At 70.7% G+C, this 24,254-nt stretch carries 24 protein-coding genes; 14 read left to right on the forward strand and 10 right to left on the reverse strand.

The window, feature by feature from the left end:
• The first annotated feature begins 3 nt into the window (after positions 1-3).
• The 5 genes from rimM to PE066_RS17105 all read left to right on the forward strand — a co-directional run bounded on the left by rimM (position 4) and on the right by PE066_RS17105 (position 3,691).
• Positions 4-570 (forward strand): ribosome maturation factor RimM, encoded by a 567-nt coding sequence (rimM, locus tag PE066_RS17085; protein WP_271233726.1) that lies wholly within the window; start codon positions 4-6, stop codon positions 568-570.
• A 17-nt stretch (positions 571-587) separates the two neighbouring features.
• Positions 588-1,355 (forward strand): tRNA (guanosine(37)-N1)-methyltransferase TrmD, encoded by a 768-nt coding sequence (gene trmD / locus PE066_RS17090; protein WP_271233727.1) that lies wholly within the window; start codon positions 588-590, stop codon positions 1,353-1,355.
• A gap of 101 nt (positions 1,356-1,456) precedes the next feature.
• Entirely contained in the window at positions 1,457-1,843 is a 387-nt protein-coding gene (gene rplS, locus PE066_RS17095) for a 50S ribosomal protein L19 (RefSeq protein WP_271233728.1), read from the forward strand.
• Positions 1,844-1,914: 71 nt separating this feature from the next.
• Entirely contained in the window at positions 1,915-2,634 is a 720-nt protein-coding gene (locus PE066_RS17100; RefSeq protein ID WP_271233729.1) for a CoA pyrophosphatase, read from the forward strand.
• A gap of 58 nt (positions 2,635-2,692) precedes the next feature.
• On the forward strand, positions 2,693-3,691 hold the full coding sequence (locus PE066_RS17105) for a CobD/CbiB family protein (RefSeq protein WP_271233730.1): 999 nt from the start codon (positions 2,693-2,695) through the stop codon (positions 3,689-3,691).
• A gap of 133 nt (positions 3,692-3,824) precedes the next feature.
• Here PE066_RS17105 and rsgA read toward each other — a convergent pair whose 3' ends face one another.
• The 3 genes from rsgA to PE066_RS17120 are packed head-to-tail and all read right to left on the reverse strand — an operon-like array spanning position 3,825 to position 6,364.
• Positions 3,825-4,748 carry a ribosome small subunit-dependent GTPase A gene (rsgA, locus tag PE066_RS17110; protein ID WP_271233731.1) on the reverse strand — a complete coding sequence of 308 codons (924 nt, stop codon included), beginning with the start codon at positions 4,746-4,748 and terminating at the stop codon, positions 3,825-3,827.
• 12 nt (positions 4,749-4,760) lie between these two features.
• On the reverse strand, positions 4,761-5,096 hold the full coding sequence (locus tag PE066_RS17115; RefSeq protein WP_271233732.1) for a 4a-hydroxytetrahydrobiopterin dehydratase: 336 nt from the start codon (positions 5,094-5,096) through the stop codon (positions 4,761-4,763).
• Complete coding sequence (locus tag PE066_RS17120; protein WP_271233733.1) at positions 5,093-6,364, reverse strand: M48 family metallopeptidase; 1,272 nt, start codon at positions 6,362-6,364, stop codon at positions 5,093-5,095. Before PE066_RS17120 ends, PE066_RS17115 begins: the two co-directional genes overlap by 4 nt.
• A gap of 85 nt (positions 6,365-6,449) precedes the next feature.
• Between PE066_RS17120 and orn the strand changes: the two genes are divergently transcribed.
• Both orn and PE066_RS17130 read left to right on the forward strand, forming a co-directional pair.
• Positions 6,450-7,037: an oligoribonuclease gene (orn, locus tag PE066_RS17125; RefSeq protein ID WP_271233734.1), complete on the forward strand. Its 588-nt coding sequence runs from the start codon at positions 6,450-6,452 to the stop codon at positions 7,035-7,037.
• 263 nt (positions 7,038-7,300) lie between these two features.
• Positions 7,301-8,941: a DEAD/DEAH box helicase gene (locus PE066_RS17130; RefSeq protein WP_271233735.1), complete on the forward strand. Its 1,641-nt coding sequence runs from the start codon at positions 7,301-7,303 to the stop codon at positions 8,939-8,941.
• Positions 8,942-8,990: 49 nt separating this feature from the next.
• On the opposite strand, the gene PE066_RS17135 is transcribed toward PE066_RS17130, so the two are convergent.
• Together PE066_RS17135 and PE066_RS17140 are read right to left on the reverse strand one after the other, a co-directional pair.
• A complete protein-coding gene (locus PE066_RS17135; protein WP_271233736.1) occupies positions 8,991-10,226 on the reverse strand; it encodes a multidrug effflux MFS transporter in 1,236 nt (411 codons plus the stop codon).
• A 93-nt stretch (positions 10,227-10,319) separates the two neighbouring features.
• Positions 10,320-10,586 (reverse strand): hypothetical protein, encoded by a 267-nt coding sequence (locus PE066_RS17140; protein ID WP_271233737.1) that lies wholly within the window; start codon positions 10,584-10,586, stop codon positions 10,320-10,322.
• Between the two features lie 598 nt (positions 10,587-11,184).
• Here PE066_RS17140 and PE066_RS17145 point away from each other — a divergent pair.
• Both PE066_RS17145 and PE066_RS17150 read left to right on the forward strand, forming a co-directional pair.
• Positions 11,185-13,002 (forward strand): cytochrome c/FTR1 family iron permease, encoded by a 1,818-nt coding sequence (locus tag PE066_RS17145; protein ID WP_271236605.1) that lies wholly within the window; start codon positions 11,185-11,187, stop codon positions 13,000-13,002.
• A 131-nt stretch (positions 13,003-13,133) separates the two neighbouring features.
• Positions 13,134-14,351, forward strand: a complete 1,218-nt coding sequence (locus PE066_RS17150; RefSeq protein ID WP_271233738.1) for a c-type cytochrome — start codon at positions 13,134-13,136, stop codon at positions 14,349-14,351.
• A gap of 33 nt (positions 14,352-14,384) precedes the next feature.
• Here PE066_RS17150 and PE066_RS17155 read toward each other — a convergent pair whose 3' ends face one another.
• The 3 genes from PE066_RS17155 to PE066_RS17165 all read right to left on the reverse strand — a co-directional run bounded on the left by PE066_RS17155 (position 14,385) and on the right by PE066_RS17165 (position 17,957).
• Positions 14,385-14,948 (reverse strand): DUF1439 domain-containing protein, encoded by a 564-nt coding sequence (locus PE066_RS17155; protein WP_271233739.1) that lies wholly within the window; start codon positions 14,946-14,948, stop codon positions 14,385-14,387.
• Between the two features lie 19 nt (positions 14,949-14,967).
• A complete protein-coding gene (locus PE066_RS17160) occupies positions 14,968-16,467 on the reverse strand; it encodes a catalase (protein ID WP_271233740.1) in 1,500 nt (499 codons plus the stop codon).
• A gap of 62 nt (positions 16,468-16,529) precedes the next feature.
• The gene (locus PE066_RS17165) at positions 16,530-17,957 is read right to left on the reverse strand and encodes a PQQ-dependent sugar dehydrogenase (RefSeq protein WP_271233741.1); all 1,428 of its coding nucleotides are present in this window, start codon (positions 17,955-17,957) and stop codon (positions 16,530-16,532) included.
• Positions 17,958-18,252: 295 nt separating this feature from the next.
• Between PE066_RS17165 and PE066_RS17170 the strand changes: the two genes are divergently transcribed.
• Genes PE066_RS17170 through PE066_RS17180 form a run of 3 tightly spaced genes read left to right on the forward strand, consistent with a single transcriptional unit; the run spans position 18,253 to position 19,870 of the window.
• Positions 18,253-18,804, forward strand: coding sequence for an NADPH-dependent FMN reductase (locus tag PE066_RS17170; protein ID WP_271233742.1), 552 nt, complete (start codon positions 18,253-18,255; stop codon positions 18,802-18,804).
• A gap of 17 nt (positions 18,805-18,821) precedes the next feature.
• Complete coding sequence (locus PE066_RS17175) at positions 18,822-19,580, forward strand: alpha/beta hydrolase family protein (protein WP_271233743.1); 759 nt, start codon at positions 18,822-18,824, stop codon at positions 19,578-19,580.
• 56 nt (positions 19,581-19,636) lie between these two features.
• Positions 19,637-19,870 carry a hypothetical protein gene (locus tag PE066_RS17180; RefSeq protein WP_271233744.1) on the forward strand — a complete coding sequence of 78 codons (234 nt, stop codon included), beginning with the start codon at positions 19,637-19,639 and terminating at the stop codon, positions 19,868-19,870.
• Positions 19,871-19,921: 51 nt separating this feature from the next.
• On the opposite strand, the gene PE066_RS17185 is transcribed toward PE066_RS17180, so the two are convergent.
• Positions 19,922-21,481 (reverse strand): MFS transporter, encoded by a 1,560-nt coding sequence (locus PE066_RS17185; protein WP_271233745.1) that lies wholly within the window; start codon positions 21,479-21,481, stop codon positions 19,922-19,924.
• A gap of 122 nt (positions 21,482-21,603) precedes the next feature.
• On the opposite strand from PE066_RS17185, the gene PE066_RS17190 reads away from it, so the two are divergent.
• A complete protein-coding gene (locus PE066_RS17190) occupies positions 21,604-22,542 on the forward strand; it encodes a DUF5996 family protein (protein WP_271233746.1) in 939 nt (312 codons plus the stop codon).
• A gap of 177 nt (positions 22,543-22,719) precedes the next feature.
• Positions 22,720-23,787: a sensor histidine kinase gene (locus PE066_RS17195; RefSeq protein WP_271233747.1), complete on the forward strand. Its 1,068-nt coding sequence runs from the start codon at positions 22,720-22,722 to the stop codon at positions 23,785-23,787.
• Here the strand turns inward: PE066_RS17195 and PE066_RS17200 are convergent.
• The gene (locus PE066_RS17200) at positions 23,732-24,157 is read right to left on the reverse strand and encodes a PACE efflux transporter (protein ID WP_271236606.1); all 426 of its coding nucleotides are present in this window, start codon (positions 24,155-24,157) and stop codon (positions 23,732-23,734) included. The genes PE066_RS17195 and PE066_RS17200 overlap by 56 nt on opposite strands.
• Between the last annotated feature and the right edge of the window lie 97 nt (positions 24,158-24,254).

Here is a 24,254-nt window from a genome sequence, read left to right on the forward strand (position 1 = left end):
CCCATGGCCCCCGGGCTGGAGCCGGCCGAGCTGCCGGCCGATGCGGTCGAAGTCGGGCGCATCCACGACGCCTGGGGCATCAAGGGCTGGTTCAAGGTCCAGCCCCACAGCGCTTCCCCGGAGGCGCTTTTTTCTTCCCGCCGCTGGTACCTGCAACCGCCCGAGAAGGCGGCCAAGCCGGCCTTCGCCGGCACGGTGCTGCTGCGCATCCGCGAAGCCAGGGAGCACGCCGACAGCGTGGTGGCCAGCGCCCGTGAAGTCGATGACCGCGAGGCCGCCGAGGCCCTGCGCGGCGCACGCATCTTCGTGCCGCGGTCCAGTTTTCCGACGCCGGCCGACGACGAGTACTACTGGGTCGACCTGATCGGCCTGGCCGTCGTCAACCGCGAGGGCGTCGAACTGGGCACCGTGCGCGACCTGCTGTCCACCGGCCCGCAGACGGTGCTGGTGCTGGCGTACGAGGCCGATGGCCAGCCGCACGAGCGCATGATTCCGTTCGTGGCGGCCTACGTGGACCAGGTCGATGTCGCCGGCCGGCGCATCACGGTCGACTGGCAGCCCGACTACTGAAGGCCGAAGGCGGCGCCATGCGCTTCGACGTCCTGACCCTGTTTCCCGAGCTGTTCGGGCCCTTCCTCGAAAGCGGCGTCACCCGGCGCGCCTACGAGTCCAGGCAGGTCGACGTGCGGCTGTGGAACCCGCGCGATTTCGCCGAGGGCAACTACCGCCGGGTCGATGACCGCCCGTTCGGCGGCGGCCCCGGCATGGTGATGCTGGCCGAGCCGCTGGCGCGCTGCCTGGCCGCCGTGCGCGCCGACCGCGCCGATGCCGCGCCGCTGGTGCTGTTCTCGCCGACCGGGCAGCGGCTCGATCATGGTGCGGTCACGCAATGGTCGGCCGGCGCCGGCGCCATCCTGCTGTGCGGCCGCTACGAAGGCATCGACCAGCGCTTCATCGACGCCCACGTGGACGTGCAGCTCAGCCTGGGCGACTTCGTGCTCTCGGGCGGCGAGGTCGCCGCCATGGCGCTGCTCGACGCGGTGGCCCGGCTGCAGCCGGGCGTGCTGAACGAGGCCGGCAGCCACGAGGCCGACAGCTTCAACCCCGCCATCGACGGCCTGCTGGACTGCCCGCACTACACCCGGCCGGAGGAGTGGGAAGGGCGGCGCGTGCCGGCCGAACTGCTGTCCGGCCACCACGCGCAGATCGAGCGCTGGCGCCGCCAGCGCCGGCTGGAGGCCACCGCCCGCCTGCGCCCCGAGCTGCTGGCCGCCGCCCGTGCCGCCGGCCGGCTCGACGCCCGGGACGAGGCATTCCTGGCCACGCTGGGCCCGGCGGGCGGCCCCGGGCTATAATCTCCAGCTTTCCGATCCTCTGACCGGCCGCCCCGGGCCCGCCCCCAGGGCGGCTGACGCGGGGCCTTTAGCGCAGCGCGGGCACGATCGAAGGAACCGACATGAACCTGATCCAGACCCTCGAACAAGAGGAAATCGCCCGCCTGGGCAAGAACATCCCCGACTTCTCGCCCGGCGACACCGTGATCGTGAGCGTCAAGGTGGTCGAAGGCACCCGCAAGCGCCTGCAGGCCTACGAAGGCGTGGTCATCGCCAAGCGCAACCGCGGCCTGAACAGCGCCTTCACCGTGCGCAAGATCTCCAGCGGCGAAGGCGTGGAGCGCACCTTCCAGACCTACAGCCCGCTGATCGCCGGCGTCGAAGTCAAGCGCCGCGGCGACGTGCGCCGCGCCAAGCTGTACTACCTGCGCGAGCGCAGCGGCAAGTCGGCCCGCATCAAGGAAAAGCTGGTCTACGCCAACAAGGACAAGGCGGCTGCCGCCGAGTAACCGGCTTTCCCTTTGCCTGGAGCCGCCGCCGCCCGCGCAGGGTTGCGGCGGTTTTTCGTTCCGGAACACCCATGCCCATCGATCCGATCCCGCCCCTGCCGGCCGACCTGCCGCCGCTGTCGAAGCTGCCCCACTTCGATCCGCGCGCGGTGCCGGTGGCCGGCATCGATTCGCACCTGCCCGCGATCGCGCGCGAGGCGCTGGTGCCGCTGGCCATCCGCGCGCGCTTCCGGGCCGCGCCGGCCTGGGAGCCGGAGATCTGGGCCGAGCGGCGTTTCACCGACCGCCAGCCCGCGCTGGCTTCGGTGCTGGTGCCGATCGTCATGCGCGAGGAGCCCACGGTGCTGCTGACCGAGCGCGCCACCCACCTGAACACGCATTCGGGCCAGGTGGCGTTTCCCGGCGGCAAGCGCGACGAGACCGACACCGACGCGGCGCACACGGCGCTGCGCGAGGCGCACGAGGAGATCGGGCTGGAGCCCGGCCAGGTCGAGGTGCTGGGGCAGATGCCGACCTACACCACCGGCACGCGCTTCATCGTGACCCCGGTGGTCGCGCTGGTGCGCCCCGACCCCTCGCTGCGCCTGAATCCGCACGAGGTGGCCGATGCCTTCGAGGTGCCGCTGCGTTTCCTGATGGACCCGTCGCACCACCGCCGCCACATCTTCGAGGCCATGGGCGTGCAGCGCGAGTGGTTCTCCATGCCCTACATGGACGGCCCGACCGAGCGCTTCATCTGGGGCGCGACGGCGGCCATGCTGCGCAACTTCTACCGGTTCCTGTCGGCCTGAGACGTGCCCGCGCCCGGCTGCGGGAGGGCCCGGATGGGCATGCGTATCATCTGCGCCCATGTCCTTCTTCGCCATCCTGTTCGCGCTGCTGATCGAGCAGGTGCGTCCGTTGGCACGGCACAACCCGATCCATGCGGGGCTGCGGGCCTGGGCGCGCTGGGCCAGCCGCAACTTCGATGCCGGCAAGGCGCACCACGGCTGGATCGCCTGGTGCGTCGCCGTGGTGCTGCCGGCGCTGGCCGCGCTGGGCATCCACTGGGCGCTGGTGTTCTGGGTGGGCTGGCCGGCCGCCATGCTGTGGAGCGTGGCGGTGCTCTACGTCACGCTGGGGTTCCGGCAATTCAGCCACCACTTCACCGCCATCCGCGACGCGCTCGATGCCGGTGACGAGGAGCGCGCGCGCGAGCTGCTGGCCCAATGGCAGCAGGTCGATGCGGCGGAACTGCCGCGGCGCGAGATCGTGCGCCACGTGATCGAGTATTCGGTGCTGGCCGCGCACCGCCACGTGTTCGGCGTGCTGGCCTGGTTCTCGGTGCTGGCCGCCTTCGGCCTCGGCCCGGCCGGGGCGGTCTTCTACCGCATGAGCGAATTCGTCACCCGCTACTGGCGCCACCGCAGCCGGCTGAAGGCGCAGCCCGCCAGCGAGGCGCTGCAGTCCGCTGCCAGCCGGGCCTGGTCGGCGATCGACTGGCTGCCGGCGCGCATCACGGCGCTGGCCTTTGCCGTGGTCGGCAGCTTCGAGGAGGCGATCGACTGCTGGCGCCACCACGCGCAGCGCTTTCCCGACGACAACGACGGCGTGGTGCTGGCCGCCACCTCGGGCGCCGTCGGCGTGCGGCTGGGCGGCGAGGCGTTGCGCTCGGCCTTCGCGCCGAACGGCTCCCCGTCGTTCAGCGTGGCGGCGGCCGGCGCACCCGAGGCGCCGGACAGCGAGAGCACCCCCGGCCGCGACGCCGAACCCGCCCACCTGCGCAGCATCGTCGGCCTGGTCTGGCGCTCGGTGGTGCTGTGGATGGTGCTGCTGGCGCTGCTGACGCTGGCGAATTTGCTGGGGTGAGGGCCCGTCGCGGCCTGATGCCCGCATCGATGTCATCCCGGCGCAAGCCGGGAGCCATCACCCGGGCGCGACACACGTGTGCGCTTGTTCTTCGCTGGAAGTGGATGGCGGGTCGAGCCCGCCATGACGCCTTCTAATAGCGCTGCGGCGCGCTCAGCTCGTCGAACAGGTCGCAGTAGATCCGGTAGCGGTTGGCTGTGACCGGGTGCTCGGCCTCGGCGTGGGCGGCGGCGGAGATCACCGCGCAGCCGGGCTCGTGCCGGTGGGTGCAGTTGTAGAAGCGGCACTGGCCCAGGTGCGGCTTGAGGTCGCGCATCAGCTCCGCCAGCTGCATCGGCTCGATGTGGTGCAGCCCGAACTCCTGGAACCCCGGCGAATCGATCAGCGCCGTGGTGCGCGCTTCGTCCACCCAGTACCAGGTGGTGCTGGTGGTGGTGTGCTTGCCCGCATTGAGCGCGCGCGAGATCTCGCCGGTCTGGGCCGTGGCGCCGGGCACCAGCAGGTTGATCAGGGTGCTCTTGCCGGCGCCCGAAGGGCCCAGCACCAGCGTCGTCTTGCCCTGCAGGTGCGCCACCAGGTGCTGGCGGTCCACCTCGCCGGACAGGCGCAGCGACAGCGGCAGCACGCCGTAGCCCATCTGCTGATAGGGCAGCAGCCGGGTCCAGGCGCGCTCGAACGGCTCGACCAGGTCGCTCTTGTTCAAGGCGACCAGGGGCGTGATGCGCTCGGCCTCGGCCGCGATCAGCGCGCGGGCCAGCTGCTGCTCGGAGAACTCCGGCTCGGCCGCGATCAGCAGCAGGACCTGGTCGAGGTTGGCAGCGAAGGACTTGGTGCGCACCTCGTCCTGCCGGTAGAACAGGTTGCGACGCGGCTCGACCTTCTCGATGCTGCCTTCGTCGTGGGCCGGCAGCCATTGCACGCGGTCGCCCACCACCGCCTGCGTCTTCTTGCCGCGCGGGTGGCAGATGCGCCGCGATCCGTCCGGGGACTCCACCAGCACGTGGCGGCCGAACCCGGCCACCACCAGGCCGGGCGACAGGCCGGCGCGATCAGACAAGGGCGCCGTCCATCAGGCCAGCAGCGCGTCGACCCGGGCCGCGCACTCGAAGTCCGTGGCCGACAGGCCTTGCACGTCGTGGGTGCTGAAGCGGACCACGCAGCGGTTGTAGTGCACCGACAGGTCGGGGTGGTGGTCCTGCCCGTGGGCGACGAAGGCCACCGCGTTCACGAATGCAAGGGTCTCGTAGTAGTCGGCGAAGTGGAAGGTCTTCTCGATCGCGACATCGGGCCCGTCGCCGGTGAGCTGCCACCCCGGGATCGAGCCCAGGCGCGACACCACTTCGGTCGGCGTCAACGCCCGGCGTGCGACGCCCGCCCAGTCCTTTTTCTTCAGCATCGAACTCATGGTGTGCCTCCGGCCGCGGCCATCCTCGCCAGCCGCTCGGATGCGGGCGGGTGCGAGTAGTAGAACCTGACATACAGCGGGTCGGGCGTGAGCGTCGAGGCGTTGTCCTCGTACAGCTTCAGCAGCGCGTTGCGCAGGTCGCGCGAGCCGGTCTGGGCGACGGCGAAGGCATCGGCCTGGAACTCGTTGCGGCGCGACAGCTGCGCGAGCAGGGGTGAGATGAAGAAGGTGAACAGCGGCACCACCAGCAGGAACAGCAGCAGCGCCAGCGCGTCGTTCGGGCCTTCCAGGTTGGGACCCACGCCCAGCCCGGTATAGAACCAGGGCTGGCGCGACAGGTAGCCGAGCAGCCAGAAGCCGACCGCGCTGAAGGCGAACAGCAGGGCGATCATCTTGACCAGGTGCTTGTGCCGGAAATGGCCCAGTTCGTGCGCCAGCACCGCATCCACCTCGTCGGCCGTCAGCCGCGACAGCAGCGTGTCGAAGAACACCACCCGCTTGGCGGCGCCGAAGCCGGTGAAGTAGGCATTGGCATGGGCGCTGCGCCGGCTGCCGTCCATCACGAACAGGCCCTTGGCGCGGAAGCCGCAGCGCTGCATCAGCGCGGTGACGCGCTGCTTCAGCGCCTCGTCTTCCAGCGGCTTGAACTTGTTGAACCAGGGCGCGATGAAGAGCGGGTACACCACCATCGCCAGCAGGTTCACGCCCATCCAGACGGCCCAGGCCCAGACCCACCACAGCGGCCCGGCCGCGCCCATCAGCCAGAGGATCAGCCAGGCGACCGGCCCGCCGATCGCGACGGCCAGCACCAGGCCCTTGGCCAGGTCGGCCAGCCACAGCTTCCAGGTCATCTTGTTGAAGCCGAAGCGCTCCTCCACCACGAAGGTGGCGTAGAGCGAGAAGGGCAGGTCCAGCAGGCCGCCGATCAAAGCGAAGCTGGCCAGCAGGGCGAGTTGCTGGACCATGCCGGGGCCGAGCATGGCCAGCAGCGCCTGGTTGAGCGCGTGCAGGCCGCCCAGCAGCGTCCAGCCCAGCAGGACCACGGCGCCGAATGCCATTTCCAGCAGGCCCAGGCGCGCCTTGGCCAGGGTGTAGTCGGCCGCCTTCTGGTGCGCCGGCAGCGACACCGTGCCGGCGAAATCCGCCGGCACCTCGGCGCGGTGCCGCGCCACGTGCCGGATCTGGCGGGTGGCCAGCCAGAACTTCGTGCCCAGCCCGCCCAGCAAGGCGACGGCGAAGGCCAGGGTCCACAGGTAGGAGGCGCTCATCGCGGCGAGTGTAGGGAATCCGCGGGCGGCGCGCCGGCCGCGTGTCGAGCGCCGCGCGTCGCGGCGAAGCGGAGACAATGCCGCCATGAGCGCTACACCTCCCGCCGCCGAGCCCGCGGCCCTGCCTAAGAACGACCAGAACCTCGTGTGGCTCGACTGCGAGATGACCGGGCTGGACCCGGAAGTCGATCGCATCATCGAGATCGCCGTGGTCGTGACCGGGCCGCTGCTGCAGCCGCGCGTGGAGGGCCCGGTGTTCGCCATCCACCAGAGCGACGAGCAGCTCGACCGCATGGACGCCTGGAACAAGAACACCCATGGCCGCAGCGGCCTGATCGACCGCGTGAAGGCGTCGGTGATCTCGGAGGCGCAGGCCGAGGACCAGTTGCTGGCCTTCCTGGCGCAGTTCGTGGCCAAGGGCGTGTCGCCCCTGTGCGGCAACACCATCGGGCAGGACCGGCGCTTCCTGGTCAAGTACATGCCGCGGCTGGAAGCGTTCTTCCACTACCGCAACCTGGACGTCAGCACGCTCAAGGAGCTGGCGCGCCGCTGGCGGCCCGAGGTGTACAACAACTTCAAGAAACAGCAGTCGCACACCGCGCTGGCCGACGTGCACGAGTCGATCGACGAACTCGTGCACTACCGCGAGCACTTCATCCGGCTCGGGAATTAGAGGCGGCGCTCAGGCAGCCGCGCCCGCCCTGTGCGATAATAGCCAGCTTCGCGGCGCCGCGCGTGCCGCAACTCCTCGCATCCGACCTTCATGCACAGGCCCCCCGATGGGGCCACCGGCGCCTTCCGCCGGACGTCGTTGATGGTTGCATGTTCCCTTGACCATTGACGACGGCAGCTCGATCAATGGGGGTCAGAGCCCGATCTGCTTCGCAGATCCGCGATCCGATCCCCAGGCATTCGAACTCGCCGCATGAGAGCTTCATGACCGACACGTTTGACGTGCAGGGCGAGTTCGCGCCTGCGCTTTCCATCGAAGAAACCACCGTTGCCGCCGCGCCGGCGCTGCCGAACGGCTTCATCCGCCTGGGCCTGGCGCCCGAGCTGATCGCCGCGGTGGAGGACCTGGGCTTCTCGCAGCCCACCGCCGTGCAGGACGAGGTGATTCCGCGCGCGCTGCCCACCGGCGTGGAAGGCGGGGACGCCTTCATCGACCTGATGGTCTCCAGCCAGACCGGCAGCGGCAAGACCGCCGCGTTCCTGTTGCCGGTGCTGCACACGCTGCTGCAGATGCAGGCCGAAGCCGCCGATCGCGAGCGCGCGGAAGAAAAGCGCCTGGCCGACGAAGCCTCCGCCCGCGGCGAAGCGCCGCCCAAGCGTCGCCGCCGCAACCCGGCCGACCCGCGCAACTTCAAGCCGGCCGTGCCCGGCGCGCTGGTGCTGTGTCCGACGCGCGAGCTGGCGCAGCAGGTGGCGCACGATGCCATCGGCCTGGTCAAGCACTGCAAGGGCCTGCGCATCGCCAACGTGGTGGGCGGCATGCCCTACCAGATGCAGATCGCGCGGCTGCAGAACGCCAACCTGGTGGTCGCCACGCCGGGCCGCCTGCTGGACCTGCAGCGCTCGGGCCAGATCCAGCTGGACCAGGTGCGCTTCCTGGTGGTCGACGAGGCCGACCGCATGCTGGACCTGGGCTTCGCCGACGACCTGGCCGAGATCCAACAGCTCACCGCCCAGCGCCAGCAGACCATGATGTTCAGCGCCACCTTCGCGCCGCGCATCCAGCAACTGGCCGCGCGCGTGATGCGCCAGCCGCAGAAGATCCAGATCGACTCGCCGCAGGAGCAGCACGCCAACATCAAGCAGATGCTGTACTGGGCCGACCACCCGCAGCACAAGCGTGCGTTGCTGGACCACTGGCTGCGCGATGCGTCGATCGACCAGGCCATCGTGTTCGCCTCGACCCAGGTCGAGTGCGATGCGCTGGCCGAGGACCTGCAGCAGGTCGGCTTCGCCGCCGTGGCGCTGCACGGCGCCCTGAGCCAGGGCCTGCGCAACCGCCGGCTGGGCGCGCTGCGCAACGGCCAGGTGCAGATCCTGGTGGCCACGGACGTGGCCGCGCGCGGCATCGACGTGCCGACGATCACGCACGTGTTCAACTTCGGCCTGCCGATGAAGAGCGAGGACTACACGCACCGCATCGGCCGCACCGGCCGCGCGGGCCGCGATGGCCTGGCGGTCACGTTCGCCGAGTACCGCGACCGCTTCCGCATCTTCGACATCGAGGCGTTCACCAAGCAGCCGTTCAAGGCCGAGGTGGTGCCGGGCCTGGAGCCGCAGCAGCGTGCCCCGCGGGCGCCGCAACCCGGCTTCGGCGGCCGCGGCCGTGGCGGCCCGGGTCCGCGCGGTGGCGCGCCTGGCCCGCGTGGCGGCCATGGCGCCCGCCGCAACACTGGCGGCGAATTCGGCCGCCAGACCGGCTTCGGCGACTTCAACGGCGACCGCCGCGAGCGCCGTGAATCGACGCCCTGGGAAAAGCCGGCGCCGCGCTCGTCGTTCGCCAAGCCCGGCAACGGCGGCAAGGTGTTCGTGCCGCGCGACGCCAAGAAGCGCGCCTATCGCTGAGCGCCGCGCGCGCTGGCTGCTCGATGCCTGACGCGGCGCGGCGCTCGCGTCAGGCGTGAGCGACCGCGTGCCGTCCGATCTCCGGCCAGCGGTGGTGGACGTAGATCCACGCGAGCAGCCCCACGCCCATCATCAGCAGCGAGGCGATCGCCAGCCAGGCGGTGGAGTGCATCACCAGCGGCGCGATGACGCCGGCGACGACGCCGTTGGCGGTCGAGCCGATCACGGCCTGCAGCGACGAGGCCAGCCCGCGCCGCTCGGGGTTGAGGTCCAGCACCAGCAGCGTGACCACCGGCACCATCAGCGACCAGCCGAAGGCGAACAGCGCGATGGGCAGCAGTGCCCACCAGGCCTGCGCCGGGAACAGCAGGTTGGCCGCCACGTTGGCCAGCGAGATCGCCAGCATGATCACGAAGCCGTGCCGGATCTGCTGCTTGGGCGGAATGTGCCCGGCCAGCCGGCCGCTCATCCAGGCGCCGCCCATGATGCCGGCGATGGTCAGCAGGAAGAACCAGAAGAACTCGGTCGGCGCCAGCCGCAGGTGCGTGCCGAGGAATTCCGGCGCCGCCAGCACGTACAGGAACATGCCGTTGAACGGCACGCCGCTGGCCAGCGCCAGCAGCAGGAAGCGCGGGCTGGAGCCCAGCGCCCAGTAGCCCTGCAGCAGGTTGCGCACGTTGAACGGCTGCCGGTGGTCCACGTGCAGCGTCTCGGGCAGCAGCTTCCAGTTGGCCAGCCACAGCAGCACGCCGACCGCGGTGAGGAACCAGAAGATCGAGTGCCATCCCAGGTGCACGAACAGCCAGCCGCCGATGATGGGCGCGACCGCCGGCGCCACGCCGAAGTAGATCGTCACCTGGCTCATCACCCGCTGCGCCTGCGCCGGGGGGAACATGTCGCGGATCACCGCGCGCGACACCACGATGCCGGCGCCGGTCGACAGGCCTTGCAGCCCCCGGAAGAACACCAGCTGCCCGATGGTCTGCGCCAGCGCGCAGCCGATCGAGGCGATGGTGAACACCGCGATGCCCCACAGCACCACGGGCCGGCGGCCGAAGCTGTCCGACAGCGCGCCGTGGAACAGGTTCATGAAGGCGAACCCGAACAGGTAGGCCGACAGCGTCTGCTGCATCTCGACCGGCGTCGCGCCGATCGCCTGGGCGATGCCGGAAAAGGCCGGGATGTAGGTGTCGATCGAGAACGGCCCCAGCATGCCCAGCAGCGCCAGCAGCACGGCCAGCGCCCAGCGCGGGGCGCGCCACAGCTTGTCGGCGTCCGGATTCACGCGCGGGGCTCCGCGGCGGCGATGGTTTCAGGCGGGATGGGCGCGTGCGAAGGCGGGGTCATGTGGCCCCGATCGTAGGGCATGGCCCGCGGGCTATTCCTGCGTCGCCTCGCCCTTGCGCCCGCGCTGCGGCCAGGAAGGCGGTGGGACAGGGGCATCGAAGAACGCCTTGTCCAGGTGGCGCGAGAAGCGCGTGAGCCAGGTGTCGCGCGGGTAGAACGCCGTGCCGCGCGGCCCCGACAGGCGCACCAGTCCGTCGCGCTGCAGGGCGGCGCTGAAGCTGCCGGGCTCGCGCCCGCGGGCACGCAGCAGGGTCGCGAGCAGTTCGCGTTCGTCGGGGCGCAGGTCGGGCTGGGTCACGCCGGGATCATCCGCGCAGCGCTGCCTGAGCGGTAGGCGGGCGGGCGGCAGCGCGTGTAGGACGAAACCCCGCGCCAGCTCGGCGCCTGCGCCGTCGCACGCCGGCGTTCAGCGCCGTCCTACGAACTTTCCGCAACGCGTTGGCGACGATGGCTTCCGACCGGAGGTCATCGTCATGGACGCATCGAGCCGCAGCCGCCGCGCGGGAGCCTGAGATGGCTCCGGAAGAGTTCGGCCTGGTCGGCACGCCTTACTTCTGGACCGGCATCGCCGGTGTGGTGGTGGTCTGGGCGATCGTGATGCTGGCGCTGTGGAGTTGAGCGGGCTTCGACAAGCGGCCCGCCGGGCGCTCTCGCGAAAGGGGCACGGAAGCTGAATCGGCGTACACTCCTTCAATGCGAATAATTCTCATTGAAGGAGTGTGAGATTGCCCAGCCTTGCCGGCTGTGGCCGGGGCCGACGCGCACCGGCGCCGCGCCGCTGGTTGTGGCTGGGCCTTTTCCTAACGTTCGCAGTTGCCGCCGCGTTTGCCCAGCCGGCGGCCAGCCCATCTGCGCAGGCCCCGTCGCCGGGCGAAGCCGCTCCCGCCGTGATCCACATGCTCGACTACGTCAGCGTGGACTACCCCGAGTTCGTGCAGGACGGCAAGGTGCTCGACGCTCCCGAGTACGCCGAGCAGAAAGAGTTCGCGGCCCGCTCGCTGGCGCTGCTGGAACGCATGCCGGACGCTCCGGGCAAGGCCGGGCTGCTCGAGCGGGCGCGCCAGCTGCTGGCGTCCGTCGAAGCCAGGGCCCCCGGCGCGGAGGTCAGTGCCTTGGCGCGCGCGGTTGCCGCTGAGGTGATTCGCATCTATTCGGTGGCCGTCGCGCCGCGCCAGGCGCCCGACCTGGCCCGCGCGGCCACGCTGTTCCGCCAGCAGTGCGCGTCCTGCCACGGTGCGCAAGGCCGGGGCGACGGGCCTGCGGCCAAGGGCATGGACCCGCCGGCCAGCAACTTCCATGACGAGGCGCGCATGCGCCAGCGCAGCCCCTACGGCCTGTACAACACCGTCACGCTGGGCGTGGGGGGCACGCCGATGCGTGCCTTCGGCGAGCTGTCGGATGCGGACCGCTGGGCCCTGGCGTTCTTCGTGGCCGGGCTGCGCCACCCGCCGTCCACCATCAGCCAGGGCGAGCAAGGCTGGAAGCAGGGCGAAGGAAAGAACGAACTGGGTACGCTGCGGCAACTGGTGACCGCCGCGCCCGCCGCGCTGGCACAGCAGCAGCCGGACCTGCCGGCCGTGCAGGCCTTCCTGCTGGCGCAGCCACGGCTGCTGGAGCCGACCCGTCCGGGCGCCTTGGCGTTCACGCGCAGCAAGCTGCAGGACACGCTGGCCGCCTACGCGCGCGGCGACCGCGAGGCCGCGCGCCGCGAGGCCATCACCGCCTACCTCGAGGGCTTCGAGCTGGTCGAGTCCAGCCTGGACAACGTGGACCCGGCCCTGCGCAGCGCGACCGAGAAGGAGATGATGGCGCTGCGCCACGCCATCGACCAGGGCCGGCCGGCGCCGGCCATCGCGCAGCAGGTGGAGCGCATCGACGGCCTGCTCGACCAGGCCGAGGACAAGCTGGGCCAAGGCGGGCTGTCGGCCGAGGCGGCCTTCACCAGCTCGCTGCTGATCCTGCTGCGCGAAGGCCTGGAAGCGATCCTGGTGCTGGCCGCGATCATCGCCTTCGTGCGCAAGACCGGCCGGCGCGATGCCATGCCGTGGATCCATGCCGGCTGGATCGCGGCGGCGCTGCTGGGGGTGGCGACCTGGCTGGTGTCCAACCACGTGCTGGCCATCACCGGCGCCAGCCGCGAGTTGACCGAGGGCGTGTCGGCGCTGCTGGCCTGCGCCATGCTGCTGTACGTGGGCGCCTGGCTGCACAAGCGCTCGCACGCGCAGGCCTGGCAATCCTTCATCCGCGAACAGGTGACCTCGGCGCTGGGCCGGCGCACGCTGTGGGCCATGGCCGGCATCGCCTTCCTGGCGGTGTACCGCGAGCTGTTCGAGGTGATCCTGTTCTACCAGGCGCTGTGGGCGCAGGCCGGGCCGGGCAGCCAGCACGCGGTGCTGGGCGGCATGCTGGCCGGCGCCGCGCTGCTGGTGGTGCTGGCCTGGGCCATCCTGCGCTTCGGTGCGCGCCTGCCGATCGGGCCGTTCTTCGTCGCCACCTCCGCGCTGCTGGTGGTCATCGCCGTCGTGTTCCTGGGCCATGGCATCGCCGCGCTGCAGGAAGCCGGCGTGATGGGCGCCACGCCGGCGGGCCATTTGTCGCTGCCGCTGCTGGGCATCCACCCGACGGCGCAAGGCTTGCTGGCGCAGGGCCTGCTCGTGGTCGCGATCGCGGTCGCCTGGCTGGCCGGCCGGCGCGCCGCTGCGCGCTCCAGCTGAGACGAGCGCACGGCCGCCGCTCCGGCGCTACGCCGTACCAGCTCAGCCGCGCAAAGCGCGGCTTGTCACCAACAGGCGCTTCGCCACGTCTATGCCACCAACCAATCCCCGGTTGCAGCAAGGACCCCACGATGCGCCTCCGTCATCCGCGCCGCCGCCTGTCGCGCGTGCTGAATCCACTCATGCTCGGCCTGAGCGGCCTTTTCCTGGCCGGCTGCGGCGGCTCCGATCCCGCCACGCCCACGCTCGATCCCCAGCTCGTCGCCCAGGGCAAGCAGATCTTCCGCGAGGACACCTTCGGCGACGAAGCGCAGTGGACCGACACGCTGCGCATGCACGAGGTGATCGAGCAGAACGTCACGCCGAAGATCGCGCTGGACGTCGGGCTGAAGGTGGATTCGGAGGCCCTGCCCGCCGCCGTCGTCGAGGGCATCCAGAAGGGCACCGTCGACCTCAACGACACGAAGACCACGCTCGCGCTGATCCAGCTGGGGGCGGTGGTCGGCGTGAAGGGGACGGTGGAGACGGTCGGCGGCGTCGAACGCCTGACCAAGGTGGGCATCACCTGCGCGCTGTGCCATTCCACGGTCGACAACTCGTTCGCGAAAGGCATCGGCAAGCGCCTGGACGGCTGGCCCAACCGCGACCTCGATCCCGGCTTGATCATCTCGCTGTCGCCGGCACTGACCGCGGCCCAGAAGGCGGTCTATGCGTCCTGGGGCAAGGGCAAGTTCGATCCGCGCTTCAACGTGGACGGCAAGAGCAAGCCGGTGGTGATCCCGCCGGCCTTCGGCCTGCTGGGCGTGAACAAGGTCACCTACACGGGCGACGGCGACGAGATCGCCTACTGGAACCGCTACGTGTCGGTGGTCGAGATGGGCGGGCAGGGCTCGTTCTCCGAGCCGCGCCTGAACCTGGACGTGGTGCACGGCACGCAGGACATGGTGTCCGCCAAGCTGCCGGCCTTGCAGGCCTACCAGCTCTCGCTGGCGGCGCCGGCCGCGCCCGCGGGATCGTTCAACGCCGCCGCCGCCGAGCGCGGCCGGGCCCTGTTCTTCGGTGCCGGCCAGTGCGCGACCTGCCACTCCGGCGCCACCTTCACCGACTCGCGGCTGCATCCGCCGTCGGCATCCATGGCCGAGCCCGAGTCGCCCAGCTACGCCAGCCGTTCGGCGACCGGGATGTACCGCGCCACGCCGCTGCGCGGCAACTGGCAGCACCCGCCTTACTTCCATGACGGCTCCGCGGCCGACCAGGAAGCGGTGGTCGATACCTACAACCGTCGCCTGAACCTGGGCCTGTCGGCGCAGGAGGTGCAGGACCTGGCGCAGTACCTGCGGTCGCTGTGACCGGCCGAGGCGAGGTGCTTCGGTGGAGCCGCCTCAGCGGCGCGGTTTCGGCGCGAACGCCAGCACCAGGCCATCGTCGACCACGGTGACCTGGTCCGGCTCGAAGCCCAGGGTGTCGGCCAGCGCCAGTTCACGCGGCGAGAACCGGTGCAGCACGATGTCGCCCAGCACCTGGCGCGCCATCGCCGGCAGCAGCTCATGGAGCGCTTCGGCCGCTGCGGGCGCCAGCCCGGGCAGGCGCAGCTCGAGGATCTCGGGGCGGTGGGCCCGCAGTGTGCGGTCGGCCGGTTCGTAGCGCACGCCGAACACCAGGTCGAGCTCGCCCGGCGGCAGCGGCTGCAGCACCGGGCCGCCGGCCTGGGCTTGCAAGGCGGCGCCGAGCTGGTTGCGCACCGGCACCAGGTGCAGGCGGGGTGCGCTGACCTGCAGCTCCAGCAGGCCGCCGAGCCCGAGGCGCACGGGAAAGCGTTCCGACAAGGCCTGGTGCAGCGTTGTGGCGGAAATCTTGTGGCGCGGCTGGCCACCAGGCTCCTGCTCCGTGGCCAGCGCGGCAACGGGACAGCAGGCGAGGGCGCAGATCAGCAAGCGTCGTTGCATGGCGCCCATTGTGGCGCGCTCAGGCTTCGCCCATGCCCTCGGCCGGCTTGGTCGCGGCGCCGGCACGCACCTTCTCCTCGATGCGGCGGCCGACATCGGCGTCCACCTGCTTCCAGTAGTCGAAGGCGCGTTCGAGCACCGGGCTGCGCACGCCGCCCAGCAGGCTGCCAGCCACCTGGTCGACCAGCGCCGTCCGCTGCGCATCGTCGAACACCTCCCGCACCAGCGTGCCGGGCTGCCCGAAGTCGTCGTCCTCCTCGTGCAGCGTGTAGGCGCTGCGCACCAGCTCGCCGTCGGCTTCCCAGCCCTCGGCCGCGGCGCCGGTCTCGTCGGCCCAGGGGCGGCCGCCGCTGTTGGTGGCATAGACCGGTGCATTGCCGCTGTGCGCGTAGGCCATGGGGCCGTCGAACAGGTAGGTGTTGACAGGCACCTTGGGCCGGTTGACCGGCAGCTGGTGGAAGTTGGTGCCGATGCGGTTGCGTTGCGCGTCGTTGTAGGCGAAGGCGCGGCTGAGCAGCATCTTGTCCGGCGACAGGCCGATGCCGGGCACCGTGTTGCCCGGCGAGAACGCCGCCTGCTCGATCTGGGCGAAGAAGTTCTCCGGGTTGCGGTCCAGCGTCATGGTGCCGACCGGGATCAGCGGATAGTCCTTGTGCGACCAGGTCTTGGTCAGGTCGAACGGGTTGAAGCGGTAGTTGCGCGCCTCGGCATAGGGCATCACCTGCACCGACAGCAGCCAGCTCGGGTGCTCGCTGCGGGCGATGGCATCGAACAGGTCGCGCCGGTGGAAGTCGGCATCCAGCCCCGCCATCCGGGCGGCTTCGGTATTGCTGAAGAACGCCATGCCCTGGCGGGTGTGGAAGTGGTACTTGACCCAGAACCGCTCGCCGGCCGCATTGACCCACAGGTAGGTGTGCGAGCCGTAGCCGTTCATGTGGCGCCAGGTGCGCGGCAGGCCGCGCTCGCCCATCAGGTAGGTGACCTGGTGGGTGCTCTCGGGGTTGCCGGTCCAGAAGTCCCACTGCATGTGGTTGTCGCGCAGGCCGCAGTCGGGCAGCCGCTTCTGGCTGCGGATGAAGTGCGGGAACTTCATCGGGTCGCGCACGAAGAAGACCGGCGTGTTGTTGCCCACCAGGTCGTAGTTGCCCTCGCTCGTATAGAACTTCAGCGAGAAGCCGCGCACGTCGCGCCAGGTGTCGGGGCTGCCCTGCTCGCCGGCGACGGTGGAAAAGCGCGCCAGCATCTCGGTCCTGGCGCCCGGCTGGAACAGCGCGGCCCGGGTGTAGCGCGACACGTCCGCGGTCGTCTCGAACACGCCGAAGGCGCCGCCGCCCTTGGCGTGCGGCTGGCGCTCGATCACCTTCTCGCGGTTGAAGTGCGCCATCTGTTCGAGGAAGTGCACGTCGTGCAGCACGATCGGGCCATTCGGGCCCACCGTCAGGACGTTGCGATCGCTCGGCGCGGGGGCGCCGGCGCCGGTGGTCGAACGCGCAGCGGGGTCATAGTCGGACTTGCTCATGGAAGAAATGTCCTGTTCGCTGGGGGTTGGAGGGGTGTCGATGCAGCAGTCCGCGACCGCTGTCAGCGGCGCGCGACGCGGAAGATCGTGCCGTTGGCGTCGTCGCTCACCAGCAGCGCACCGCCGGGCGTGACGGCCACGCCGGCGGGCCGGCCCCAGGTGCGGTCGTTGTCCAGCAGGAAGCCGGTCATGAAGTCCTCGTACTCGCCGGTCGGCTGGCCGCCCTGCATGCGCACCCGGATCACCTTGTAGCCGGTGCGCTGCGGGGCGCTGTGGGAGCCGTGCAGCGCGACGAAGGCATCGCCGCGGTAGTCGGCCGGGAACGCGTCGCGGTCGTAGAACGCCACGCTCAGGGCGGAGGAGTGCGGCTGGATCAGCACCTCGGGCTGGCGCATCTGGCCGCGCAGGTCGGGCCGCTTGCCCCTGAGCGCGGGATCTTCCGTTCCGCCGACGTAGTACCAGGGCCAGCCGTAGTAGCCGCCGTCCTGCACCCGTGCCATGAAGTCGGGCGCCAGCTGCGGGCCGAGGTGGTCGCGCTCGTTGACCACGCCCCACAGGTTGTCGGTACCGGGCTGCATCGCCAGGCCCGAGCAGTTGCGCAGGCCGGTGGCGTAGTTGCGGATGCCTTCTCCTTCCGGATCGAACACGCGGACGACGGCGCGATTCATTTCGCCGCCCCAGGCGGCGCCGCGGCCGTGAACCTGTTCATGCCGCCGGATGTCCTGCGGCGACAGGTCGGGCATGTCGGCCACGCCCAGGTTGGAGGCCGAGCCGACGGCCAGGAACAGCCGCCGGCCGTCCCGGGTGACCGCCAGGTCGCGCGTCCAGTGCCGCTTGGTCGGTATGTTGTCGATCACCACCTCGGCCGGCCCCGAGGCCCTGGCGTCCCCGCTGCGATACGGATAGCGGACCACCTGGTTGGCCGCTGCCACATAGACGTACTGGGGATCGGCCGGCGGCACGAAGGCAATGCCGTAGGGACGCTCCAGGGATTCGGCGAAGACCTGCGGTTGCGCCGCCGGCACGCCGCCCGGGCCGGCGGGAAACAGCAGCACACGTCCGGCGCCGCTTTCCGCCAGGAAGAGGTCGCCATTGGGCGCGATGCGCATCGTGCGCGGCTGCTTGAAGCCGGTGGCGAGCACCTGCACGGCGAACCCCTCGGGCACCCGCGGCAGCGCGCCCGCCGGCGCCGGGACCACCTTCACGGTGCTGGCGACCGACTTCTCGGCCTCGGCGGCCGTCACCGGCGGCGGCGGCGGCAGGTCGGACGCGCGGATGAGGCGCCGCACGCCGGGGGCATCGGACCGCCAGTCGGCAAACGCGGCCCGGCCGGTCAGCAGGTTGGCCGATGGGGCGGCGGGACCCGCAGCCGGGGCCGGGCCGGCGGGTGCGGCCCCTGCAGATGGGTTGCCGGGTGGCGTGCCGGCACAGCCGGCGAGGGCGGTAGCACCGATGGCGGCCCCACCGAGCACGAAGCTCCTGCGTTCCATGGCGATGACCTCTTCTTCCTTGTCGACGGGACGGGGATGCAGCGGGGGACCGATGCTGCGGCACTGCCAGCGGGGCCGCTGCGCATGGGTGCAACATCTGTAGCGCGCCGTGCGGGGTCGTTTGCGAGGACCCACATTCGGTAGCAGGCGACAGCCCGATCACGCGTGGACGTTGCAGCAGAGCGGGAACAAGGCCAGGAGACTGGCTCGTTCATTCACCGGACCGCGTCCCACGGAAGCGATGGCGGTGCTAAGGTCATGGCCCGGCGCCGCGGCGCCCACGGATGGAACCGCCATGCCCACTGTCCTTGGCTTGTCCGGCAGCCTGCGGGCCGGCTCCTTCAACACGGCGCTGCTGCGCACCGCAGCCAGGCTGATGCCGGCCGGTTCCACGCTGGAGCTGGCCACCCTGCACGGCATTCCGCTGTACGACGGCGATGCGGAGGCGCGCGACGGCATCCCGCCCGCAGTCCAGGTGCTGAAGGACCGCATCGTCGCCTGCGACGCCCTGTTGCTGGCCACGCCCGAGTACAACAACGGCGTGCCGGGCGTGCTCAAGAACGGCATCGACTGGCTGAGCCGGCCGCCGGCGGATATCGCCCGCATCTTCGGCAACCGTCCCGTCGCGGTGCTGGGCGCATCGCCTGGGGGCTTCGGCACGATCCTGGCCCAGAACGCCTGGCTGCCGGTGCTGCGCACCCTGGGCACGCGGCCCTGGTTCGGGGGCCGGTTGATGGTTTCGCGCGCTGGCCAGGTGTTCGACCCGGCCGGGGAGATGGCGGACGAGAAGATGAAGGCGCAGCTGCAGCAGTTCCTGCAGGGCTTTGTCGAGTTTCTCGGCCGCTAGCCAGCGAGGAGGGTGCGATGCAGTCCGACAAGGCCTCCTTTCCCGGCGCGCACGGCGACCTGCTCGCCGCCCGGCTGGACGCGCCGGATGCACCGGCCCGCGCGCATGCGCTGTTCGCCCACTGCTTCACCTGCAGCAAGGACATCTTCGCCGCCAGCCGCATCGCACAGGCGCTGGTGGAGCATGGCATCGCCGTGCTGCGCTTCGACTTCACCGGCCTGGGCCACAGCGAGGGCGAGTTCGCCAACACCAACTTCTCCTCCAACGTCGCGGACCTGGTTGCGGCGGCCGACTGGCTGCGACGCGAGCACACGGCGCCGGCCCTGCTGATCGGCCACAGCCTGGGCGGTGCGGCCGTGCTGGCCGCGGCCGCCGCGGTGCCGGAGGTGCGGGCGGTCGCTACCATCGGCGCGCCCAGCGATGTCAGCCATGTCTCCGGCCTGTTCCGCGAACAGGTGGCCGAGATCGAGGCCCGCGGCGAGGCGCTGGTGCAACTGGCCGGACGGCCGTTCCGCATCCGGCGCGAGTTCCTCGCCGACGCGGCCGAGCAGAACCTGCGCGAGAAGGTCGGCCAGCTGGGGCGTGCCTTGCTGATCCTGCACTCGCCCGTGGACGAGACCGTGGCGATCGGCAATGCCACCGGCCTCTTCGTCAATGCGCGCCATCCCAAGAGCTTCATCTCGCTCGACGACGCCGACCACCTGCTGCGCCGGCGCCGCGACGCGACCTATGCGGCGAACATGATCGCGGCCTGGAGCGAGCGTTACCTGGCCTGACGCTCACGGAGGCGGCGAATGGACAAGCGGATGTTGCTCGACCTTGGGAATCCATCGTGCAGCACACACCCGAACAACTCGACGCCCTGTGGGTGGCGCTCAAGAGCACCGACGGCGAACTGCGTTCGCGCGTCCTGGCGAGGTACAGCAACCCGAACCTGGGCGGGGCCGCGCCGGCGATCGTGCGCGACGAGCACGATGCCCAGGTCCTGAGCATCCCGACCCCCGATCATCCGGGCCGCCACGTGTATGCCCGCAAGCCGGGGGGTGCCTGGGGCCAGGAACACTAGAGCCGCCTGTTGCGCGCCCGCCAGAGAGGACGGCGCGCCCGATCGGGAAGATCAACTTCGCTCCGGCGCGCGCGGTTCGATCCACAGCGCCGCCACCGCCGCGCCGCCGAGCGCCAGCACGGCGCTGATGGCCATGATCCAGCGGTAGCCGGCGACGAAGGCCTGGCGCACGGCCTCCTGCGCACCGCGCGCGCCCGGCGGCAGTTCGATCGCTGCCAATCGGCTGCGCTGCTGCCAGAGCGCATCGCCCAGCTCCGACGGCAGCGCGGCGGCGGCGCCGCGCAGGCGCGGCTCGAACACCAGCACCATCACCACGCCGAACACCGCGATCGCCAGCACCCCGGCCACGCGCGACAGCGCGTTGTTGACGCCCGAGGCGACGCCGGCGGCATCGGGCGGGACCGAGTTCATCACCGTCGTGGTCAGCGGCGCCACCGCGATCCCCATGCCCAGCCCCAGCACGGCGATGCCCGGCAGGAAGTGCCAGTAGCCGGCCCCGGTGCCCGGCAGCGCCAGCAGGGCGAAACCCACCGCCGCCATCGATGCACCGGCCAGCAGCGGCCCGCGCGCCCCATGCCGATCGACCAGCCCGCCGGCCCAGCGCGACAGCAGGAACATGATCACGGTGAAAGGCAGCAGCGCCGCGCCGGCGGCGGTGGCGGACAGGCCCTGGACCTGGATCAGGTTGAGCGGCAGGAAGAACAGCCCGCCGCCCAGCGCCGCATACAGCAGCAGCGTCAGCAGGTTGGCGCCGGCGAAGTTGGGGTTGCGCAGCAGGTGCAGCGGCAGCATCGGCTCCGCTATCGTGCGCTCGACCCGGAAGAAGGCCGCGAGCGCGCCGAAGCCGATCGCGCCGGCCGCCAGCACGGCGGGTGAGCCCCAGCCGCGGGCCGGTGCCTCGATGAAGAAGAACACGCAACCGGCCAGCCCGAGCGTGCCCAGCGCGGCACCGGCCACGTCGAGCCGGGGCAGGGGGCCGGGCCGGCGGCTTTCCGGCACGCGCCACCACGCGATCGCCAGCACCAGCGCCGCCAGCGGCACATTGATCCCGAAGGCCCAGGACCAGGACAGCCGGTCGATCAGGAAGCCGCCGAGCAGCGGCCCGAGGGCCGAGGTGATGCCGCTGAACGCGGCCCAGGTGCCGAAGGCCGCGCCCCGCTCGCCTTCCGGAAAGGTCGCGCTGATCAGCGCCAGGCTGCCCGGCACCAGCAGCGCCCCGCCCACGCCCTGCAGGGCACGAGCGGCAATCAGCTGGTTCGCGGTCTGCGACAGCGCGCAGGCCACCGACGCCAAGGCGAACACCACCACCCCGGCCATGAACACGCGCCGCCGCCCCAGTCGGTCGCCCAGCGAGCCGCCGACCAGCAGCAGCGCCGCCAGCAGCAGCGCATAGGACTCGATCACCCACTGGGCCTGGTAGACCGAAGCCTGCAGCTCGTGCTGGATCGCCGGCAGCGCGACGTTGACCACCGTTCCGTCGATGAAGGCCAGGCTGGAGCCGAGGATGGAGGCGACCAGCACCCAGCGCTTCTGTGCGGGACCGCAGCCGGGCACCGCGGGGCCGCGCCGGGCCGCCGAGTCGTCGCAGGGAAAGCGGGCCGCCAGCGTCATCGGCACCATGATGCGCGCGGCAGGCCCCGATGGGCTTGGCAAAGGCCGCACGCCGGACCCGGCGCGCCGGTGCTATGGTGTTCCGGCCGGCTGCCGGACAGCCGGGCACCAGGAGCCGCGCCATGTCCTCCAGCGAATCCGCCCGCACCCGCGCCGCCGATTGGCCCGACCTGCCGCTGGCCGGCTGGCGCGACACCGCAGCGACGCTGCACATGTGGACCCAGATCGTCGGAAAGACCCGGCTGGCGCTGGCGCCGCGGCAGAACCACTGGTGGCACACCACGCTGTACGTCACCGAGCGCGGCCTCACCACGTCGGCGATGCATGGGGGCGACCGCATGCTGTCGGTGGAGTTCGACTTCATCGCCCATGCGCTGAACCTGCGCACCGGCGACGGCGACTCGCACACCCTGGCGCTGGTGCCGCAGACCGTCACCGATTTCCATGCCCGCTACCTGGCCGCGCTGCGCTCGCTGGACATCGTCCCGGCGATCATGGGCCGCCCCGTGGAAGTGGCCACCGCGATCCCCTTCGCCGACGACGTGCAGCACGCCGCCTACGACGCCGCGGCCGTGCGGCGCTGGTGGCAGGTGCTGGCGCGGATCGACGGGGTCTTCAAGCGCTTTCGCGGCGACTTCGCCGGCAAGCAGAGCCCGGTGCATTTCTTCTGGGGCAGCTTCGACCTGGCGGTCACCCGCTTCTCGGGCCGGCGCGCGCCGCTGCATCCCGGCGGCGCGCCCAACTGCCCCGACTACGTGATGCACGAGGCCTACTCGCACGAGTGCAGCAGCGCCGGCTTCTGGCCGGGCGGCGGCTACGTGGACGAACCCGCCTTCTATGCCTACGCCTACCCCGAGCCCACCGGCTACGCGCAGCACGCGATCGCGCCGGCCGCGGCGTACTACCACCCGACGGCGCACGAGTTCATCCTGCCGTACGAAGCCGTTCGGCACGCCGCCGACCCCGAGGCCGACCTGCTGGCCTTCCTGCGATCCAGCTACGACGCGGCCGCCACCCTCGGCCATTGGGATCGCGAGGCGCTCGCACCGTACGTGGCCTGACGGCGCACCGCGGCGGCCCATCTGCACTCTTGCGCGCGCCAGACTGTGCCGCGAACGATCGCCATCTGCGGGTGGTTCTGCTACTGTGAACGCGTGCTTGCGCCACGACCCTCATCGACTGCACAGCAAGGCCGTTTCAGGCCTGATGAGCCGCAACTGGCATTCTGGAAACGCGCCATGGTGGCGGTGGGCTTCTCGGCCTTGGCCCTGGCCATCCGGTACCTTGCCGATCCGCTTCTTGGCGCGCACCAGGCGTTCACTGCAGCCTTCGCCGCGGTCGCATTCGCTTCCTGGCACGGAACCTGGCGCGCCGGCCTGTTGTGCGCCGTCCTGTCCTTCCTCTGGGCAGATTACTTCTTCGTCGAGCCGCGCCTGCACCTCATGGTCATGTCGCCTTCCAAGGCGGTGGAGTCGGCCTTCTACTGGGCGCTCGTGACCGTGATCCTCTATATCAGCCACCGCGCAATCAAGTCGCGGGACGCCGCCAAGCACCTGATCGCAAGGCTGCAGGCCGCCGATGCGCAGAAATCCGAGCTCCTGGCGACGTTGGCGCATGAAATGCGCAGTCCCCTGTCGGCCATCGGTTCGGCCATCCAGATCCTGGAGCTGGGGGGGGCCCAGCCCGAAACGCGAAGCCGAGCGACCGCGACGCTCGCGCGGCAGGCCGCCTACATGAACCGCCTGACCGAGGATCTGATGGACGCTGCCAGGATCCAGCAGGGAAAGATCGACCTCAAGCTGGAGAGGGCGGCGATCGCCGACCTCGTCGCGGCCGCACTCGAAGCGGTCGATCCGGTGCTGCGCGAGAGGAAGCAGCGCTGCGAAGTCTTCGTGGCCGGGGAGGTACCGGAACTGGTGGTCGACTCGGCGCGGATGTACCAGGTGCTGACGAACCTGCTCTTCAACGCATCCAAATACTCCCCCGACGCCTCGGTGATCCGCATCGAGGCAAAGCTCGCGCACAACGACGTTTGCATCAGCGTGACCGATTCGGGTGCAGGCATCCCGCCTTCCAAGCTCGACTGGGTGTTCGACACCTTCTCCCAGGTCAAGCAGGGTGGGCAGGGCTTGGGCCTGGGCCTGTCGCTCGTGCGCCGCCTGGTCCAGCTGCACGGCGGCTCGGTGAATGCGCTAAGCCGCGGAGAGGGCGAAGGAACCCGATTTGAGATCCTCTTGCCTGTCGAGGCGCCTAGCGCGCCTGCGCCGACAACGGCAATCCGAACACCCGATCGAACACCAGGTTGAACAGGAATGCGTAGACCAGGAAGAACACGATCATCACCGCGTTGAGCAGCAGCGCGGCGAGCAAGCCGACGCCCAGCACCCACGCGAAGAGCGGCACCAGCATCGTGACCAGCCCCGCCTCGAAGCCGATCGCGTGGACGATGCGCCGCAGCAGGCTGCGGCCCTTGCGTGCCTGGCGGACCTCCCACGCCTCGAACAGGGTGTTGTAGGCATAGTTCCAGGCCATCGCGATGGCCGACGATGCCAGCGCGGTGACCCCCGCGGTCGCTACCGGGCTGTCGGACAGCCATCGCAGCAGCGTGGTGGCAAGCAAGACGGCGATCAGCTCGAATGAAACGACGTAGACAATTTTTCGCTTGAGTCCCTGCACCGGCGGGATTCTAGGTGCGCTGCAGTAGATCAAGGCCCGTGGCTCAGCCCTGCGCTGGAAGGGGCCAGGCGGGTTGATGGCGAGACTCAAGGCTGAA

The sequence above is a fragment of the Ramlibacter tataouinensis genome, assembly GCF_027941915.1.
Lineage (GTDB): Bacteria > Pseudomonadota > Gammaproteobacteria > Burkholderiales > Burkholderiaceae_C > Ramlibacter > Ramlibacter tataouinensis_C.

Excerpts from the sequence above, each read along its gene's own strand:
- rimM (WP_271233726.1), top strand. The coding sequence starts at position 4 with ATGGCCCCCGGGCTGGAGCCGGCCGAGCTGCCGGCCGATGCGGTCGAA.
- trmD (WP_271233727.1), top strand. The coding sequence starts at position 588 with ATGCGCTTCGACGTCCTGACCCTGTTTCCCGAGCTGTTCGGGCCCTTC.
- rplS (WP_271233728.1), top strand. The coding sequence starts at position 1,457 with ATGAACCTGATCCAGACCCTCGAACAAGAGGAAATCGCCCGCCTGGGC.
- PE066_RS17100 (WP_271233729.1), top strand. The coding sequence starts at position 1,915 with ATGCCCATCGATCCGATCCCGCCCCTGCCGGCCGACCTGCCGCCGCTG.
- PE066_RS17105 (WP_271233730.1), top strand. The coding sequence starts at position 2,693 with ATGTCCTTCTTCGCCATCCTGTTCGCGCTGCTGATCGAGCAGGTGCGT.
- PE066_RS17115 (WP_271233732.1), bottom strand. The coding sequence starts at position 5,096 with ATGAGTTCGATGCTGAAGAAAAAGGACTGGGCGGGCGTCGCACGCCGG.
- PE066_RS17120 (WP_271233733.1), bottom strand. The coding sequence starts at position 6,364 with ATGAGCGCCTCCTACCTGTGGACCCTGGCCTTCGCCGTCGCCTTGCTG.
- orn (WP_271233734.1), top strand. The coding sequence starts at position 6,450 with ATGAGCGCTACACCTCCCGCCGCCGAGCCCGCGGCCCTGCCTAAGAAC.
- PE066_RS17130 (WP_271233735.1), top strand. The coding sequence starts at position 7,301 with ATGACCGACACGTTTGACGTGCAGGGCGAGTTCGCGCCTGCGCTTTCC.
- PE066_RS17145 (WP_271236605.1), top strand. The coding sequence starts at position 11,185 with ATGCTCGACTACGTCAGCGTGGACTACCCCGAGTTCGTGCAGGACGGC.
- PE066_RS17150 (WP_271233738.1), top strand. The coding sequence starts at position 13,134 with ATGCGCCTCCGTCATCCGCGCCGCCGCCTGTCGCGCGTGCTGAATCCA.
- PE066_RS17155 (WP_271233739.1), bottom strand. The coding sequence starts at position 14,948 with ATGCAACGACGCTTGCTGATCTGCGCCCTCGCCTGCTGTCCCGTTGCC.
- PE066_RS17160 (WP_271233740.1), bottom strand. The coding sequence starts at position 16,467 with ATGAGCAAGTCCGACTATGACCCCGCTGCGCGTTCGACCACCGGCGCC.
- PE066_RS17165 (WP_271233741.1), bottom strand. The coding sequence starts at position 17,957 with ATGGAACGCAGGAGCTTCGTGCTCGGTGGGGCCGCCATCGGTGCTACC.
- PE066_RS17170 (WP_271233742.1), top strand. The coding sequence starts at position 18,253 with ATGCCCACTGTCCTTGGCTTGTCCGGCAGCCTGCGGGCCGGCTCCTTC.
- PE066_RS17175 (WP_271233743.1), top strand. The coding sequence starts at position 18,822 with ATGCAGTCCGACAAGGCCTCCTTTCCCGGCGCGCACGGCGACCTGCTC.
- PE066_RS17185 (WP_271233745.1), bottom strand. The coding sequence starts at position 21,481 with ATGACGCTGGCGGCCCGCTTTCCCTGCGACGACTCGGCGGCCCGGCGC.
- PE066_RS17190 (WP_271233746.1), top strand. The coding sequence starts at position 21,604 with ATGTCCTCCAGCGAATCCGCCCGCACCCGCGCCGCCGATTGGCCCGAC.
- PE066_RS17195 (WP_271233747.1), top strand. The coding sequence starts at position 22,720 with ATGGTGGCGGTGGGCTTCTCGGCCTTGGCCCTGGCCATCCGGTACCTT.